Below are 15,715 nucleotides of genomic sequence, written 5' to 3'. Positions count from 1 at the left end.
TTAATAAACAGGCACATGCATACGGAAACAAATATTGTTCCCCGTTTACGTGGCCGGTTTGAGGCAGAGCAAAACTCTTTTCATGAGGATGTTAACCCGGCACCGGCAAATGCTATTGATACTTTTTCGGAGCGCGTTAATACCGATGAAAATAAAGGGCCTGATGCTGACACCGAACCATCAACCTACCGCCCTGTGGCTAACACCACCCGGCGCGACAGCGGCATGAAACAGCAGCCCGATCCCGAACCCGAAGCAACTTCGCAGGTAACCTTTAGCGCTGCCAGAGCAGCATTTACGAGGCCGGTAGCATTTGAGGTTAGCCCCATTGCAGACGATTTTAAGCCGGGAAACAAGCGTGCTGACCATGCCGAAAAAGCCGCTGCAAATGAGTTGAACTTGTTGGGTAAACGGCAAACGGCAGCCCCTTATCAGCATAATTTCAACACAAATTCTCCATCTAGTCCGGTAAAAAATAGCGAAAATAGCTTGGTTTGGCCCAAACCGGACGCTCCGGAAAATAAGAGGGAAACTACGTTGTTTACCGGTAAAAGAAAAAACAGCGCGGCCGCCGAAAGTATTGGATTGGACGACGGTGCACCAAGCGTGCAAGTCAACAATCCTGTACAATCCCCAACCGGTTTTAAAAGCTTAAACAATTCGATGCAAAACGGTATCAATACTGTATCGCAGCCCAATATAAGCAACGGCAATTTGCGCGATGGTGGGCAAAAGTCCTTTGGACAAACTGCACAACCGGTTATAAAAGTAACTATCGGGCGTATAGAAGTTAAGGCAGTGCACCCGCAGGCCCCGGCTCCTGTTCAGCGCCGCGAGCCGCAAAAACCTATGCTTACGCTCGACGATTTTTTAAGTCAACATAAACGTAACGGACAATGAGTTCAGCCCTGGCAATCGCATCGGTTACACAAGTCCTCAAGGATTTGTTAAACAATGGAATTATCGACCGTGATGTATCAGGCGCCACCGGCGTCGATGTGGCGGTAACTTCTTTCCCGCCCGACAGGGTGCCAACTTCGGGCACCGACGAAAAAAGCCAGTTGAACCTGTTTATGTACATGGTATCGCAAAACCAGGGTTGGCGCAACCAGAATTTTCCATCGATGAACGCAAACGGCGACCGGATAACCAATCCATATCTCGCGCTCGATTTGCATTACCTGCTATCGGCATACAGCCCGTTTGAGCTTCACCAGGAAATATTGTTGGGTTATGCCATGCAATTACTGTTCGAAAACCCGGTGCTGCCACGCGAGGCCATACGTAAATCGCTTACATCGCCGGTCGGCGGTTTTACAGGGGGCACGCTGCCGCCAAATTTGCGGTCGCTATCCACCTCGGGCCTTGCCGACCAGCTGGAAATGATTAAAATAGTGCCCGAGGTATTAAACACCGAAGAGATTTCAAAACTGTGGACTGCGTTTCAGACAAATTACCGGCCTACTACGGCTTACCGGGTAACAGTTGTACTGATAGAGAGCGAAAAATCAACCAAAACAGCCTTGCCTGTTAAGCAACGCAACCTGTATGTTCAGCCATTTAAAACCCCCGTTATAAATGACATTCAGTCCCAATCGGCACCTGGTCAGCCGGTTGTTGAGAATCAGAAGATATTGAAAGGCTATACCTTGATTATCGATGGTGAACAACTTGATGCAGATGTTGTACATATTAACATCGACGACCTGGTAATTATTCCGAATAAAACTGACGTAACCGATACCAGGATATCATTCGTTTTGCCCGCCAATTTACCAGCAGGTATTCACGAAATAACAGTAAGCCATCCCGCATTAATGGGCTCGCCACCGGCACAGCACAAAGGTATTACTTCAGCTCCGGCGACATTTGCACTTTGCCCGGTAATAACAGCATTAATTAGCATATCGGGCATCGTTCATAGTGGCGGCAGGTTATCAGCCGACCTTAAATTAAAAGTCAGCCCCATTGCCGACCCTGAACAAACTATATTTTTAATATTGAATCAATATTTTCCGGGGGGTACCGGCAGCGCAACGGCTCTGTCGTATAGTTTTAAAGCGCAGCTGATAGAACCGTCAAGCCCCCCGGTACCGACTGCCAATATATTAGTGCACATTAGCGGGGTAGTGCCGGGTAAATATCTGGCGCGCATTCAAATTGATGGCGCCGAAAGCCCATTGCATACCGACGCAAATGGTAAATACAATACCCCGCTTATCACTTTAGTATAAACACCATGCCGCAAGGCAGACTATGGCTATCGACAAATTGACAAACTGGAACGAAGCAAACCAACGCTACCTGATGGCATCATTAAAAATGGTACAGCAGGAGTTGGAGTACTCGCTGTCGGATGGAGATGCGCGGAAAACGCCGGGATCCACTATAATAAATGTTGAACAGGAACTAGCGGCAGCCCGCGAAAATCTGCCAGCGCCCGCAACACTCGACGTGCTTGCCGACACGATGAACCTTTCATCATTCGAGAAAAAAATAATATTAACCTGCGCGGGGGTTGAGCTTGATGGCGGCTTTGGCAAACTGGTTAACCGGTTGCAGGGCTCGGCATCAACCATGCTACCGTCGTTTGGTATGGCACTTTCAGTATTTCCTGACGCACATTGGAGCGCCCTGGCCCCGAATTCGCCGTTGCGCTACTGGCGGATAATTGAATTGATTGACTACAACAACGGGCAGATGCTGACCAACAATCACCTAAAGCTTGATGAAAATATATTGTTTTACCTAACCGGTGTATTGCAGCTTGATGAGCGTCTGCGCCGGATAGTTGAACCCCTTACCGATAAAACAGAATTGGTGCCATCGCACCTGGTGCTGGCCGGTAATATTATTGAAGCTTGCTCCAACCGGGCAGAATTTTCGCGGTTGCCCGTTATGCAGTTGGGCGGCGAAAATATTACTGATAAAGCAGCCATCGCCTCCCATGTTTGCGATGTTTTAGGGCTTGATTTATACAGTATCTCTGCTCATTCTATCCCGCACCAATCGCAGGAAATTGCCGAATGGGTTAGGCTTTGGAACAGGCACGCCGCCCTGGCATCGGCTGCGTTAATGGTTGATCTTTCGTCGATGGACGCTTTTGATAAAGAACGTGCTACCGCGATAAGCTGGCTGATTGAAAACGTTAGCGGGATGTTGTTTATAAACACATCACAATGGGCACCAAAATTGATGCGTCCGGTAATGGTGTCGGATGTTAACAAACCAATCCCGGCCGAACAGCTGATGCTTTGGAAATTTAACCTTGGCAAACAGGTTGAGCAGCCTGACCTGCAACTGGAAAAACTTACGTCACAATTTGATCTGAGTACAAAAACTATAAACCTTGCCGGCGCAGAAGCGAGGTTGTTTACAGGCGAGCAAGCCGACGAAGATTTTACTGACAAACTATGGAAAACCTGCTGTAAACACACCCGCCCACAGGTAGACGAACTTGCACAGCGCATTGAATCATCAGCCGGTTGGGACGACATTGTATTGCCAGCCGACCAGAAAGACATTTTGAGAGAAGTTGCTGCGCAGGTAAGCAACCGGAATAAAGTTTACGACGAATGGGGCTTTGCAACAAAGGGCCCGCGCGGCCTGGGTATCAGCGTGCTTTTTACAGGGGAAAGCGGCACGGGCAAAACCCTCGCGTCTGAAGTATTGGCAAATGCTCTGAACCTTGACTTATTTAGGATTGATTTGAGCCAGGTAGTAAATAAATACATCGGCGAAACCGAAAAAAATCTTAAAAGGATATTTGACGCGGCTGAAGCCGGTGGTGCAGTATTGCTGTTCGATGAAGCCGACGCTTTATTCGGCAAACGCAGCGAAGTAAAAGACAGTCACGACCGCTACGGCAATATTGAAGTGAGCTACCTGTTACAGCGGATGGAGGCATACAGGGGATTAGCTATACTAACTACCAATATGCGGTCATCAATGGATAAGGCATTTTTGCGGAGGATCAGGTTTGTGGTACAATTTCCGTTTCCGGATGCTGTCCAGCGGGCCGAAATATGGAAAAGGGTTTTCCCGGCAGGCACGCCAACCCGGGATCTGGATATCGGCCGGTTATCAAGGCTCAATATCCCTGGTGGCAATATCCGCAACATAGCCATGAATGCAGCATTTATTGCGGCTCACGAGGGCCGGTCTGTGCATATGTCGCACATATCGCGGGCTGCGCACAGTGAGTATACCAAGCTGGAGAAGCCATTAAATAATAACGAAATAGGCGCTATACGATGAATAGTGATATCGAACTGCATATTGAAGAACTGATACTGCATGGAATTGCCCCCGGCGATACGTTTCGCATCGGCCAGGCAGTACAGGCAGAACTAACGCGCTTATTGCAGATGCATGGCTTGCCATCTTCTTTATCTGCTGAAGCCGAATTTGGGGAACTTTCAGTAGGCCAGTTTAATGTTGCAGAAAATGCAAGGCCAAACGCTGTCGGCAACCAAATAGCAGGCTCGGTATTTAAAGGATTGCAACGCACGCAAGTGGGATAAGGGTTTAGAACCAAGAGCCAGGAATCAAGATAAAGAGGTAAACGTTATATGAACAGCAACATAGGCACATTTCCGGGTTCGCCCAACATTTTGAAAGGCGGCATAGCGCTGATTGACCCCGGTACTTCGAGTATCATCAGGATAATCACGCTGCAATATAACCCCGACAGTATCTCACGCACGTTGCAGGTGCAGGGAGTCGGCGGCGGCAACAGTCACCGTTCGGAAGCGTTGCGCCTGATGGGGCCGCCGGTTGAAACCATAAAGATTGATGCCGAAATTGATGCAACCGACCAGCTTGAAATGGTAAAAAATGCCAGCGACACTGTTATAAAATCGGGCATCCTATCGCAGCTCGCCGCTTTAGAGACAATGATTTATCCTTCCAGTTCGCAAATTATAAGCAATAATACGCTTAGCAACATCGGTACCCTCGAAATAGCCCCGATGGAAACAGCGCTCACACTGTTTATCTGGAACAAAAACAGGATTTTGCCTGTACGAATTACCGATTTCAGCGTTACCGAGGAAGCCTTCGATGTAAATCTTAACCCCATCCGGGCCAAAGTTAGCCTGGGCATGCGGGTATTAAATATCGACGATCTTGACTACAACCACAAAGGCAGCAGTCTTTACATGAGCTATCAGCAAAATAAAGAAGCGCTGGCCGGTATGTTCGCAGGTGGTAACTTAAGTCAACTTGGTATAAAATCGATACCATAATTAGAACCAAGAGGCAAGAACCAGGAGTCAAGATAAAACCTGTTCAATCTAACCAGGATTTTTAAATAATTACCAATCATCAACCCATGGTAAACCAAAACCCACTACAGGCAATTTTACAGCAAACCGGGCAAAAAATAAGCTATTTTACCCCAAGCAGCCGTTACTACCCGATTGACGCCGCAACGATAGAAACCGCAGATGGCAGAACGGTTAACTATCTGCGCCGACGGTTTATCCCGCCTGCATCAAGCTTTTATTTGCTGCAATACCATACGGTAGTTAAGGACGAGCGACTGGACAATATCACCAGTCAATATATTAACGACCCAACCTTATTCTGGCAGCTTTGCGACGCCAACAACGTGATGGATCCTGATGAATTAACTAGTACACCGGGCCAGCAAATACGTATAACCTTACCACAAGGTATACAAGGCAACAGATAAAACGGATGCTTAAAGGAATATACTTATCGTTAATGATTGGGCCGGGGGTGCCCGTACCGGCGCCCAAAGAACTGGTAGATTCGTTAAGCAGTTTGCAGGTAACAAGCAGCAAAGACAGGAGCGGTTTTCAAATGTCGTTTACGGTCGCCAAGAACTCATTGTTGCTGACCACCTTGCTGCCTGCCGGCTATTTTGATCCGATTATAACCAGGGTAATGATAATTGTCACTTTGAATGGTATCCCCAATGTTATTATGGATGGTTTGATAACTCACCAGGAATATGCCCCGTCAAACGACCCGGGGCAATCAAAAATAACTATTACCGGCGAGGACCTTAGCCTTGCGATGGATATTGTGGACCTTGTAATTCCATATCCGGTGTTACCAGAAGTAGCTATATTGAACCTGATACTGGCAAAATATGCGTTCCTGGGTATTATACCGCTTGTTATACCACCAATTATCCCCATTGTTGACTCGCCTACCAACAAGTGGCGCACACAGCGGGGGACAGACAGGGCCTATATAAAGCAGCTGGCCCAGCAAAACGGTTACATATTTTTTGTAGAACCGGGGCCTTTGCCCGGGCAAAGCATCGCATACTTTGGGCCCGACGTTAATGCGCCGATACCTCAGCCTGCTTTAACCATCAACATGGATTCTGCAACTAATGTCGAATCGATGAGCTTCTCGCTGGACGGGCAGGCGAAAAAAATACGCATCTTCACCATACTCGACCCGGTTACCGGGGCAATCCCGATACCTATCCCGGTGCCAAATGTAAATGCATTTAAACCTCCATTGGGTTTACGGCCTACGCCGCCAGCAAAAATTGAGATATCGAAAGAAGGCTCAAAAGTAAGCCCTGCAAAGGCTGCCCAAACCATACTTGGTTTTATGATGAACAACTCGACAGCCATAAACGCCACCGGCTCGTTGGATGTTTTGCGGTACGAGCACATGCTGCGGTCGCGCCTGATGGTTGGCGTAAGGGGGGCAGGGCTGGCGTACGACGGGATGTATTATGTTGACAGCGTAACCCACAATATTAAACCAGGCGAATACAAACAAAACTTTACCCTATCGCGCGATGGGTTGATTTCAAATACACCATTAGTACTACCATGAGCGACCAAAAATATTATGGCAAATACAGGGGCACAATATTGGTAAACGTGGATCCCGAGTTTAGGGGACGTGTTACCCTGGAAGTGCCCGACGTGCTAAGCCTTATACCCTCGACCTGGGCCGAGCCCTGTGTGCCCCTTGCCGGGCCAACCGGGCCGCCAATGGGTGCATACATGGTGCCGCCACCTGGCACACCCGTATGGGTTGAATTTGAACAGGGTGACCCCGATTACCCGATATGGTCGGGCTGCCGGTGGGGGAGCTCGGGAAGTATACCGCCGCTGGCGTATGCCGGGCTGCCAATATCGCCAAACATTGTGTTTCAAACGGCCGGGCAAAATTCATTGATAATTAGTGACCTGCCGGGGCCTACGGGTGGCATTATGCTCAAGAGCACAACAGGGGCGTCTATAATAGTAAATGATACAGGAATTTATATCCAAAACGGAAAAGGCGCCAGCATAATTATGACGGGGCCAACCATAACTGTTAACCAGGGAGCACTGACCATCACTTAAAATGCTGATTTTATATCATTTACATATATAGGCTTGCGTTTTACCCCACCAAAATTCTCTCCAACCGAGAGGACTTCTGCTTCGCCTTCCATTGGACCCTCTCCTTTGGAGATGGCGGGGCGAGGTGCAAAACATTAAATTATGACTAATACAAATAACTGCTGATGCCGGGACCAATTTTACACCAGGGAGCTACAGTACTCTGCGCGCACGGCGGACAGGCACAACCAACCACGCCGGCCCCAAGGGTAATGGTGACCGGGATGCCGGTGACTACACAGCCGGCGCCATATGTTGTAGCAGGTTGCCCCTTTGTAGTGGCCGGCGCCCCGGTGCCCTGTGTTACCGCCCAATGGGTAACCGCATCGGTAAGGGTGCTGGTTATGGGGATGCCGGTATTATTGCTGGATAGCCAGGCCATATGTGTTCCAAACGGAACACCGTTGATGATAGTGCAAACGCAGGTGAGGGTGATAGCCACATAATGGGTGTGAGTAGGTAGAGGTGAGTAGCAGTCGAACTGTCCACCTTGATTTCTTGGCTCTTGACTCTTGGTTCTAACATCCTGATTCTAACTCAAACAACATGAACATAAAATATCCTTTCCAGTTCGATAACAGCGGCCACACAGCCGTAACCGACGATAACAGCCATATCCGCGAGCTGATTGAACAGGTATTGTTCACTATACCTGGCGAAAGGGTTAACCGGCCAACCTTCGGCACTAATTTAATGCAGCTTGTTTTTCAACCTAACAGCAGCGAACTGGCTGCAACCACGCAATTTATGGTACAAGGCGCTTTGCAGCAATGGCTGGGCGACCTGATAGCCGTGAGCGATGTAAGCGTTGAAAACCAGGATTCGACCATATCGGTAACTGTGGCATATACCGTGCGCAGTACCCAACAGAGTTTTATCACACAATTCTCAAGTTAACAAATAAAATTGTGAATTATTCATGCTGTAACAATTCCCGCCGCGACGCTGTAAAGGCGCATCCTTACCTAAACGGTATCGATTTCCTGGAAGTGCTGGATAACCCTGCCGATCCGTTTGACAAGCGGCAGACTACGTTATTTGTTCACTTCCTGAAGCCTGTTGCTGCCGGAAGCCTTGAGGTTAAAAACATAATAATTACCGGCGGCGACCGCGTACAACACGTTAAAGTTACCGAAGTTACTTTTGTATCGCCTGCCGATACGCCGTTCTCGCCACCGGGCGATTACAGCAAAAATATAATTGCCGTAAAAGTTAACGCAGCCGGGGACTTTTCAACCTATACTTTAAAACTGGTGCAGGATGCGGAACACTTGTTACCGCCACCAGGTTTCGATCCGGTATTGGCTGCTGTCGATTTCTCTTTCAAAGTACTATGCACCAGTGATTTTGACTGCAAGCCCGGTTGCGATTGCGAAGAAGAGCAGCCGGCTGTGCCGTCCATTAATTACCTGGCTAAAGACTATGCGAGTTTCCGGCAACTGATGCTCGACAGGATGGCCCTGTTATTACCCGGCTGGACCGAAAGGCATCCTGCTGACCTTGGTGTTGCATTGGTTGAATTGTTAGCCTATACAGGTGATTACCTGAGCTACAAACAAGACGCAATAGCAACCGAAGCCTATCTGGGTACAGCCCGCAGGCGCGTATCGGTAAGACGACATGTGCGATTGGTAGATTACTTTATGAGCGATGGCTGCAATGCGCGGGCTTGGGTACAGGTGCAGGTTGGTGACAATGTTTTTGGATTACAGCTAAACCGGCAGAATAACGGCTTTACTACCAGCATCCTTTCGCGCGTTAAAACTTTACCAAACGATACTTCGGTGTTTAATCCTGACTCGCAGGAATACCAGTCCGCAATAAATGCGGGCGCACAGGTTTTTGAGTTGATGCAGGATGTTACCTTATACACTGATCACAATCAAATTGAGTTTTATACCTGGGGCGATTCGGAATGCTGCCTGCCAAAGGGAGCAACAAGTGCAACGCTTAATGGAAGCTTCCCGAACCTTAAAGCCGGGCAGGTTGTTATTTTGAAAGAAATAGCCGGGCCACAAACCGGCGCCGCCGAAGATGCCGACCCGTCGCACAGCTATGCAGTTTGTTTAACATCGGTAACTCTGTCGCACGACCCGCTTTACGGCAACATTGCCTCACCGGCCGATCCCGGACTGCCAGTTACCGAAATAACCTGGAGCAATGCCGATGCATTGCCTGCGCCTTTATGCATATCATCGCGCAACGGCACCAATTCATATAATAACACCAGTGTAGTGCTTGGCAACATTGTGCTAACCGATTATGGCCTAACCATAACCGACACAAATACAAGTTCGCTGATACCATCGATGGTGCCACAAGCAAACCCCGCGCTCGATTCATTGGCCGGTTCATGTGGCAGCCACTGTGAGGAGTCGGTGGTGGTACATACGCCGCCGCGTTTTCGGCCACAATTGGCAAGGGGGCCTTTAACCCAGGCTGCACCATTCGATGTGGAGGCTGTCGTTACATCTGCTACCGCATGTATGCAGTGGGCACTTAAAGATGTTATACCCGCCATCACCCTTACCCAATATGATCCGGCTGTACACGGTGGTGTTACCTGGCACCCATTACGCGATCTTTTATACATCAATGGCGATACACCTGGTTTTGTGGCCGAAGTGGAATCAGACGGTTCAACCTTCCTGCGTTTTGGTAACGATTTGCAGGGGATGCGGCCAATAGCCGGCAGCGAGTTTGTAGCAAATTACCGCATAGGTAATGGTGCCATGGGTAATGTTGGGGCAAACTCGTTGGCTTACCTGGTCACCCGTGATACGGCTGTTTTAACCCACGTACATGCTGTAGCTAATCCAATGCCTGCACAAGGCGGTATTGAACCGGAGAGCATTGAGCAGGCCAGGCAAAACGCTCCGCAAGCTTTCCGCACCCAGGAGCGCGCCGTCACTGCTGACGACTACGCCAGTTTCGCAGAAAAAGCTAACCCCAACATACAGGAAGCCGTTTGCACCTTCAGGTGGACCGGCAGCTGGCGGACAGCCTTTGTGAGTGTTGACCCAACGCCTGTATTAAAAGTGGACGACGATTTTAAAACCGGTTTGCTGAGCAGCCTGGAGCCTTACCGCATGGCGGGTATGGATTTGGATGTTGACGGGCCGGTGTATGTATCGCTCGAAATAAATATGACGGTTTGTGTTACCGCCGGCTATTTTGCCAATGATGTTAAAGCCGCCTTGCTGAACTTGTTCAGTAACCGCAAGCTCTCAAATGGAAAAACCGGCGTATTTTTTCCTGATAATTTTTCATTCGGGCAAACGGTATACCTGAGCCCGCTATACGCTGCCGCGCAGGATGTACCGGGCGTTGACTTTGTACAGATTACAACCTTCAGGCGGCAGGACGATGTTACCAGCAACGGTATACCCGATGGCAAGCTGGAGCTGAACAGGCTTGAAATTGCACGCCTGGATAACGACCCTAACTTCCCCGACCGGGGTATTTTTAAACTGACTATGAACGGTGGAAAATGAGTAATTCAAATACCTGCAATTGTTGCGAAGGGCTGACAACCGAAACCCCGGGTGTGGTAACTAACCGACCCGGACTGAACGCAGTAGCTTACCGCGTGGGCACCCAGCCCTTGTTTAAAGAAAGCATGCTGGCCCAATTGTCTACCTCCAAACAGCCGGCGCTTTATCCTTTAACAACCCGCAACAACGACGATTTTAGTGTTGCACTGCTGGATGCATGGGCAATGGTGGCCGATATACTTACCTTTTACCAGGAAAGGATCGCCAATGAATCGTACCTGAAAACTGCTACTGAAAGGATGTCGGTACTGGAACTGGCAAGGCTGATTGGTTATGAATTTCAGCCGGGCCTGGCAGCAGGAACTTATCTGAGTTTCATCATTAATTCATCGTTACCGGTGCCCGGCCAGGCAGCTATCGCCCGGATGCCGGTAGTGCAGGTTAACACCGGCACAAAGGTGCAAAGCGTACCCGCCCCGGGTGAGCAGGCGCAAACGTTTGAAACCGTTGAAGGTATTGAAGCCCGCGTGGAATGGAACGCCATAATGCCGCAGCTCACCAGGAAACAAGTCCTCGGCACCGACAGTAATACCATACTTTTAAGCGGCATAGCAACCGTGCTAAACCCTGGCGACACCCTGTTAATAAAAAGCAGCGCGGCAAGTAAAATAAGAAAAGTACTATCAGCAATAGCCGACCCCAAGGCAAATACCACGCTGGTTACCCTGGCGGCACAATCGCCTGCGGGCAGCGATGTAGGAACTATTGCAGCAACCAGCGTCGGGATTGGCAAGATAAACACCTTTCCGGCAAATACTGCCCTTACCGAAGCGGTTATAAAACAAATTATAGCGTCAATCTGGACAGCCGAAGACCTGCTCACCGTGGTGGGTATGCAAAAATGGTCGATGAATGATTTGGCACTGGGAATAGCGAATGTTTTATCACAACCATCGGCTAACGATACACAGGTTTTTGTAATGCGCCAGCGGGCTTTCATATTTGGCTACAACGCGCCGTTACAGGTTACGTATGATGGAAATCACCCGAAGGTGCCAAGCCTGTGGCAGGAGTGGGAACTTAAAGAAACGACAAGCACCATCTATTTAGATACCGCTTACGACAAAATATTGCCCGGAAGCTTCATCGCTGTACAACAACCTGGCAATGCAATTGAATCGGCTGCTTTGGCCCAGGTTAAGCAAGCAAATGTTGCCTCGCGAAGTGATTATGGTTTAAGTGCCAAGACTACAGCCTTAACACTTGCCAGCGCCCTTCAGTGGTGGACGCCGGACTCAAACAGCCCGGTCCTTATCAATGTTATCCGCCAGATTACAGTTTATGCCCAAAGCGAACAGCTTACTTTGGCCGATGTGCCAATAACGGATGCCATTGCAGGCAACCATGTTACCCTCGGTAGCTTCCTGCCCGAATTAAGCATCGGTCAAAACGCAATATTGGCGGGTAACAGGGACGACCTACCCGGCACTGTTGCCAGCGAACTGATCACCCTAAAAAAAGTAACCATTGAGCAGGGCTTGACCAAACTGGTTTTTGTTAATTCATTAGCGTATTCATATACCATTAACTCGGTAACCATAAACGCAAACGTGGCTGCCGCAACGCACGGCGAATCGGTTTTGGAAACGCTGGGCAGCGGCGATGCTACCCAGGTGTTCCAGCAATTCACCTTAAAACAGCCGCCTTTAACCTATACCAGCTCGGAAAGTGCAAACGGTGTTACTACCACGCTCGAAATAAGGGTTAATGACTTATTGTGGAAAGAGGCGCCTTATTTTTACTTGCACGGCCCTGATGAAAAGATTTACATAACCCGCATGGACGACGCCGGCAACACCACTGTAATATTTGGTGATGGCATTACCGGATCGCGCCTGCCATCGGGGATAAGCAATATAAAGGCGACATACCGCAAAGGGATAGGGCTGGACGGCCTGGTTGGCGCCAACCAGTTAACGCAAATGCTGAACGCGCCGGCCGGGGTAAAATCGGTAAACAACCCGATTGCCGCCAATGGCGCCGCCGACCCCGAAACTATTAAGGACGCCCGGGGAAATGCCACACTGCCTATAATGACGCTGGACCGGGTGGTATCGCTTAAAGACTATGAAGATTTTTCACGGGCGTTTGCAGGTATCGGCAAAGCGCTGGCGACCTGGACCTGGAGCGCGCAAAAACGCTGCGTTTTTTTAACCGTGGCAGGTGTAAATGGCGCATTGATTGATTCCAACGGTACTAAAAATCTTAAATCTGCTATATGGAACGTCGGCGATCCGGATGTTCCGCTAACTGTCGTTTCCTTTCAGCCCAAATTTTTTGTGATAGAAGGTAGCCTGATTTTAGACCCAATATTCTTGCCAACTGATGTAATAGCAGATGTGGAAGCGGCCCTGCTGGATAATTTCTCATTCAGTAAACGCAGCTTTGGACAGTCGGTGGCGTATAGCGAGGTAGTTGCGGTTATACAGGATATTAAAGGTGTTGTGGCTGCTGACTTGACTGCATTCAGGCTTTCTTCCGACCCGGTGGCCACACCGGTTCAGCAGCGGCTTGATGCCAACGTGCCCATACCGGGTGCAAACTCGGCATCACCTGCCGAATTATTAACTATCGATGCCGGTTCTTTAAAATTTAATGTAATCCCGTCATGAGCTTTAACCTGGAAAAACTATACGAACTGCTTCCATCCATCTATCGCCTGCGCGATATAGAGACAGGGAAAAACACGGTAAACAAAAGTGTTGCGAAGTATATCGGTGAGCTGCAAATACAGTTAAACGGCCTTGCCGACCAATATGGTCAGCAGGCAGCAGATATCCGCCGGGAGATTGATGAGCAGCAACGCGGGCCGTTAAAAGCTTTGCTTGCTGTAATTGCCGGGCAGTTGGATGTGCTGGACGAAAACCTGGAGCAATTATACGACGACCAATTTATAGAAACCTGCGCCGAATGGGTTGTCCCTTACATCGGCGACCTGATAGGTACACGCGGTTTATTGTCCATTTCGGATGCTGAATTTAGCCAGCGACCTGTCGTTGCCAACACTATCGGTTACCGCAGGCGTAAGGGGACAGCGTCGGTAGTTGAACAGCTTGCCCGTGATGTTACCGAATGGAATGCCAGCGTGGTTGAATACTTCCTGTTGTTGGCCACTACGCAATACATGAACCATCTGCGTCCATCAAACGTGGCTATTGCCAACCTGCGAGACTGGAAATCACTACTCTACATAAATACACCATTTGATACCATTCCGCATACTGCAGATGTAAGGCGCATTGAGCGTAAACGCGGTAAATACAATATTCCGAACCTGGGCATATTTCTTTGGAGGATTGGCAGCCACCCGTTGACGCTGGCAACCCCTTACAAAATCGACAGCCTGCGTTACCAATTTGATGCACTTGGCAAAGATGCCGCTTTGTACAACCTGCCCGAAGCAGAAGAAACAATCACCCATTTAGCAAAACCGGTTAACGTGCCTATACCCCTGGCACGCCGGATTTTGCATAAAGAAATGGCCACCTATTACGGTAAAGGGCTTAGCCTTTCGGTGCAGGTGGGTAACAATATTGTCGACCCGGCTACAATTTCAATTTGCGACCTTGGCGATGAAAAAGATATCAACGGCAACGTAATAGGCTGGTACAATATGCCCGCCACCAAAACAGCCATCGACCCGGTTTTGGGCAGGGTGGCGTTTGCATCGGTGCCATTGCAGCCGGTAAAAGTGAGTTATCACTATGGCTTTACCGCCAACATGGGTGGCGGCGAATATGGGCGGCAGGATACATTTACTACCGGTCTGCTGCCATTACTCAGGGTACCCACCGACAAGCCAACGATACAACAGGCTATTGATGCACTATCAGTTTCGGGAGGCGTGGTTGAAGTGGAGTACAACGATTATTACTTTGAAACCCCGGTAATAAAAGTGCCCCGGAATAAAAAGATAGAACTACGGGCAGCTGATGAATGCCGTCCGATTTTGGTTGCAAGCGGTGGCATAGAGATTATCGGGGGAGATTCTTCCGACTTTATACTAAACGGTTTGCTGATAAGCGGCGGGTATCTGCACGTACCATTAACTGATAGCAGTAATCAGCCTAATAAATTATCAGGTTTTCAAATACAGCATTGTACGCTTGTGCCGGGCGCAACGCCTGCAATAGGTACCGTAACAGCAGCCCCATCCATTCCCCGCCTGGTTGTTGAATTGCCGGGATTGAATGTGCAGGTTGATAAAAGCATTGTTGGCCGTATACGGTCGGTAGATGGTGCAAACATCACGATAACAAACAGCATTGTTGATGCCATTGGCAAAACTGAAGTAGCATTTTCCGATTTGTCAGGACAGGACGCAGGCGCTTCACTTACGGTAACCAATACAACGGTTATCGGCAAAGTGTATACTATTATAATGAATGCATCTGACAGTATATTTTTCGCTGCCTTGTTAAAAAATGATACCTGGCCGGCTGCGGTTTTGGCCGAGCGGCTGCAACAGGGCTGTGCGCGGTTTTCGTACTTCCCGCCGGGCTCTATTATTCCCAAGCCTTATAATTGTCAGCCTGCTACAGCCGGCGACAAGGTCCGCGTTCAGCCCCTGTTTACTTCATTAAACTATGGCGACCCGGGCTATTGCCAGTTACACGCAATATGCCCCTGCGAAATAAAAGAAGGTGCCGATGACGGTGCCGAAATGGGCGCTTTTCACAGCTTATACCAGCCGCAGCGCGTATCAAACTTGCGCGCAAGGCTTGATGAATATCTCCGCTTCAGTATGGAAGCGGGCATTTTTTATGGTTCATAATCAAA

Annotated in this window: 13 protein-coding genes; all 13 read left to right on the top strand. The window is 49.1% G+C overall.

The genetic code is table 11. The features are described 5' to 3' along the window. Window positions 1-15 precede the first annotated feature (15 nt). The 13 genes from Q0R52_RS13940 (at window position 16) to Q0R52_RS13880 (ending at window position 15,710) form a co-directional block, all read left to right on the top strand. The gene (locus Q0R52_RS13940) at window positions 16-900 is read left to right on the top strand and encodes a hypothetical protein (protein WP_295795287.1); all 885 of its coding nucleotides are present in this window, start codon (window positions 16-18) and stop codon (window positions 898-900) included. Continuing rightward, window positions 897-2,234 (top strand): DUF4255 domain-containing protein, encoded by a 1,338-nt coding sequence (locus Q0R52_RS13935; protein ID WP_295795286.1) that lies wholly within the window; start codon window positions 897-899, stop codon window positions 2,232-2,234. The genes Q0R52_RS13940 and Q0R52_RS13935 overlap by 4 nt, the downstream gene beginning before the upstream one ends. Before the next feature lie 22 nt (window positions 2,235-2,256). Beyond that, entirely contained in the window at window positions 2,257-4,257 is a 2,001-nt protein-coding gene (locus Q0R52_RS13930) for an AAA family ATPase (protein ID WP_295795285.1), read from the top strand. Then, window positions 4,254-4,523, top strand: coding sequence for a hypothetical protein (locus Q0R52_RS13925; protein WP_295795284.1), 270 nt, complete (start codon window positions 4,254-4,256; stop codon window positions 4,521-4,523). Before Q0R52_RS13930 ends, Q0R52_RS13925 begins: the two co-directional genes overlap by 4 nt. 48 nt (window positions 4,524-4,571) lie before the next feature. Further along, the gene (locus tag Q0R52_RS13920; RefSeq protein WP_295795283.1) at window positions 4,572-5,246 is read left to right on the top strand and encodes a hypothetical protein; all 675 of its coding nucleotides are present in this window, start codon (window positions 4,572-4,574) and stop codon (window positions 5,244-5,246) included. Between the two features lie 86 nt (window positions 5,247-5,332). Continuing rightward, window positions 5,333-5,695 carry a hypothetical protein gene (locus tag Q0R52_RS13915; RefSeq protein ID WP_295795282.1) on the top strand — a complete coding sequence of 121 codons (363 nt, stop codon included), beginning with the start codon at window positions 5,333-5,335 and terminating at the stop codon, window positions 5,693-5,695. A gap of 5 nt (window positions 5,696-5,700) precedes the next feature. Continuing rightward, window positions 5,701-6,825, top strand: coding sequence for a hypothetical protein (locus Q0R52_RS13910; RefSeq protein ID WP_252789830.1), 1,125 nt, complete (start codon window positions 5,701-5,703; stop codon window positions 6,823-6,825). Further along, the gene (locus tag Q0R52_RS13905; protein WP_252789831.1) at window positions 6,822-7,343 is read left to right on the top strand and encodes a phage baseplate assembly protein V; all 522 of its coding nucleotides are present in this window, start codon (window positions 6,822-6,824) and stop codon (window positions 7,341-7,343) included. Before Q0R52_RS13910 ends, Q0R52_RS13905 begins: the two co-directional genes overlap by 4 nt. A 164-nt stretch (window positions 7,344-7,507) precedes the next feature. After that, window positions 7,508-7,828 carry a DUF4280 domain-containing protein gene (locus Q0R52_RS13900; RefSeq protein WP_252789832.1) on the top strand — a complete coding sequence of 107 codons (321 nt, stop codon included), beginning with the start codon at window positions 7,508-7,510 and terminating at the stop codon, window positions 7,826-7,828. A 100-nt stretch (window positions 7,829-7,928) separates the two neighbouring features. Continuing rightward, window positions 7,929-8,279 (top strand): GPW/gp25 family protein, encoded by a 351-nt coding sequence (locus Q0R52_RS13895; RefSeq protein ID WP_295795280.1) that lies wholly within the window; start codon window positions 7,929-7,931, stop codon window positions 8,277-8,279. Between the two features lie 11 nt (window positions 8,280-8,290). Continuing rightward, complete coding sequence (locus Q0R52_RS13890) at window positions 8,291-10,876, top strand: putative baseplate assembly protein (RefSeq protein ID WP_295795278.1); 2,586 nt, start codon at window positions 8,291-8,293, stop codon at window positions 10,874-10,876. Continuing rightward, entirely contained in the window at window positions 10,873-13,548 is a 2,676-nt protein-coding gene (locus Q0R52_RS13885) for a hypothetical protein (RefSeq protein WP_295795276.1), read from the top strand. Before Q0R52_RS13890 ends, Q0R52_RS13885 begins: the two co-directional genes overlap by 4 nt. Then, entirely contained in the window at window positions 13,545-15,710 is a 2,166-nt protein-coding gene (locus tag Q0R52_RS13880) for a hypothetical protein (RefSeq protein ID WP_295795274.1), read from the top strand. The genes Q0R52_RS13885 and Q0R52_RS13880 overlap by 4 nt, the downstream gene beginning before the upstream one ends. Window positions 15,711-15,715 lie beyond the last annotated feature (5 nt).

The sequence above is a fragment of the Mucilaginibacter sp. genome (assembly GCF_025359345.1).
Classification (GTDB): Bacteria; Bacteroidota; Bacteroidia; order Sphingobacteriales; family Sphingobacteriaceae; genus Mucilaginibacter.
This window is presented reverse-complemented; position numbering and strand designations above follow the sequence as displayed.

Bases quoted from the DNA above. Each gene is read 5' to 3' on its own strand.
- Q0R52_RS13905 (WP_252789831.1), top strand. From the start codon at position 6,822: ATGAGCGACCAAAAATATTATGGCAAATACAGGGGCACAATATTGGTA.
- Q0R52_RS13880 (WP_295795274.1), top strand. From the start codon at position 13,545: ATGAGCTTTAACCTGGAAAAACTATACGAACTGCTTCCATCCATCTAT.
- Q0R52_RS13885 (WP_295795276.1), top strand. From the start codon at position 10,873: ATGAGTAATTCAAATACCTGCAATTGTTGCGAAGGGCTGACAACCGAA.
- Q0R52_RS13940 (WP_295795287.1), top strand. From the start codon at position 16: ATGCATACGGAAACAAATATTGTTCCCCGTTTACGTGGCCGGTTTGAG.
- Q0R52_RS13910 (WP_252789830.1), top strand. From the start codon at position 5,701: ATGCTTAAAGGAATATACTTATCGTTAATGATTGGGCCGGGGGTGCCC.
- Q0R52_RS13935 (WP_295795286.1), top strand. From the start codon at position 897: ATGAGTTCAGCCCTGGCAATCGCATCGGTTACACAAGTCCTCAAGGAT.
- Q0R52_RS13920 (WP_295795283.1), top strand. From the start codon at position 4,572: ATGAACAGCAACATAGGCACATTTCCGGGTTCGCCCAACATTTTGAAA.
- Q0R52_RS13925 (WP_295795284.1), top strand. From the start codon at position 4,254: ATGAATAGTGATATCGAACTGCATATTGAAGAACTGATACTGCATGGA.
- Q0R52_RS13930 (WP_295795285.1), top strand. From the start codon at position 2,257: ATGGCTATCGACAAATTGACAAACTGGAACGAAGCAAACCAACGCTAC.
- Q0R52_RS13915 (WP_295795282.1), top strand. From the start codon at position 5,333: ATGGTAAACCAAAACCCACTACAGGCAATTTTACAGCAAACCGGGCAA.
- Q0R52_RS13895 (WP_295795280.1), top strand. From the start codon at position 7,929: ATGAACATAAAATATCCTTTCCAGTTCGATAACAGCGGCCACACAGCC.
- Q0R52_RS13900 (WP_252789832.1), top strand. From the start codon at position 7,508: ATGCCGGGACCAATTTTACACCAGGGAGCTACAGTACTCTGCGCGCAC.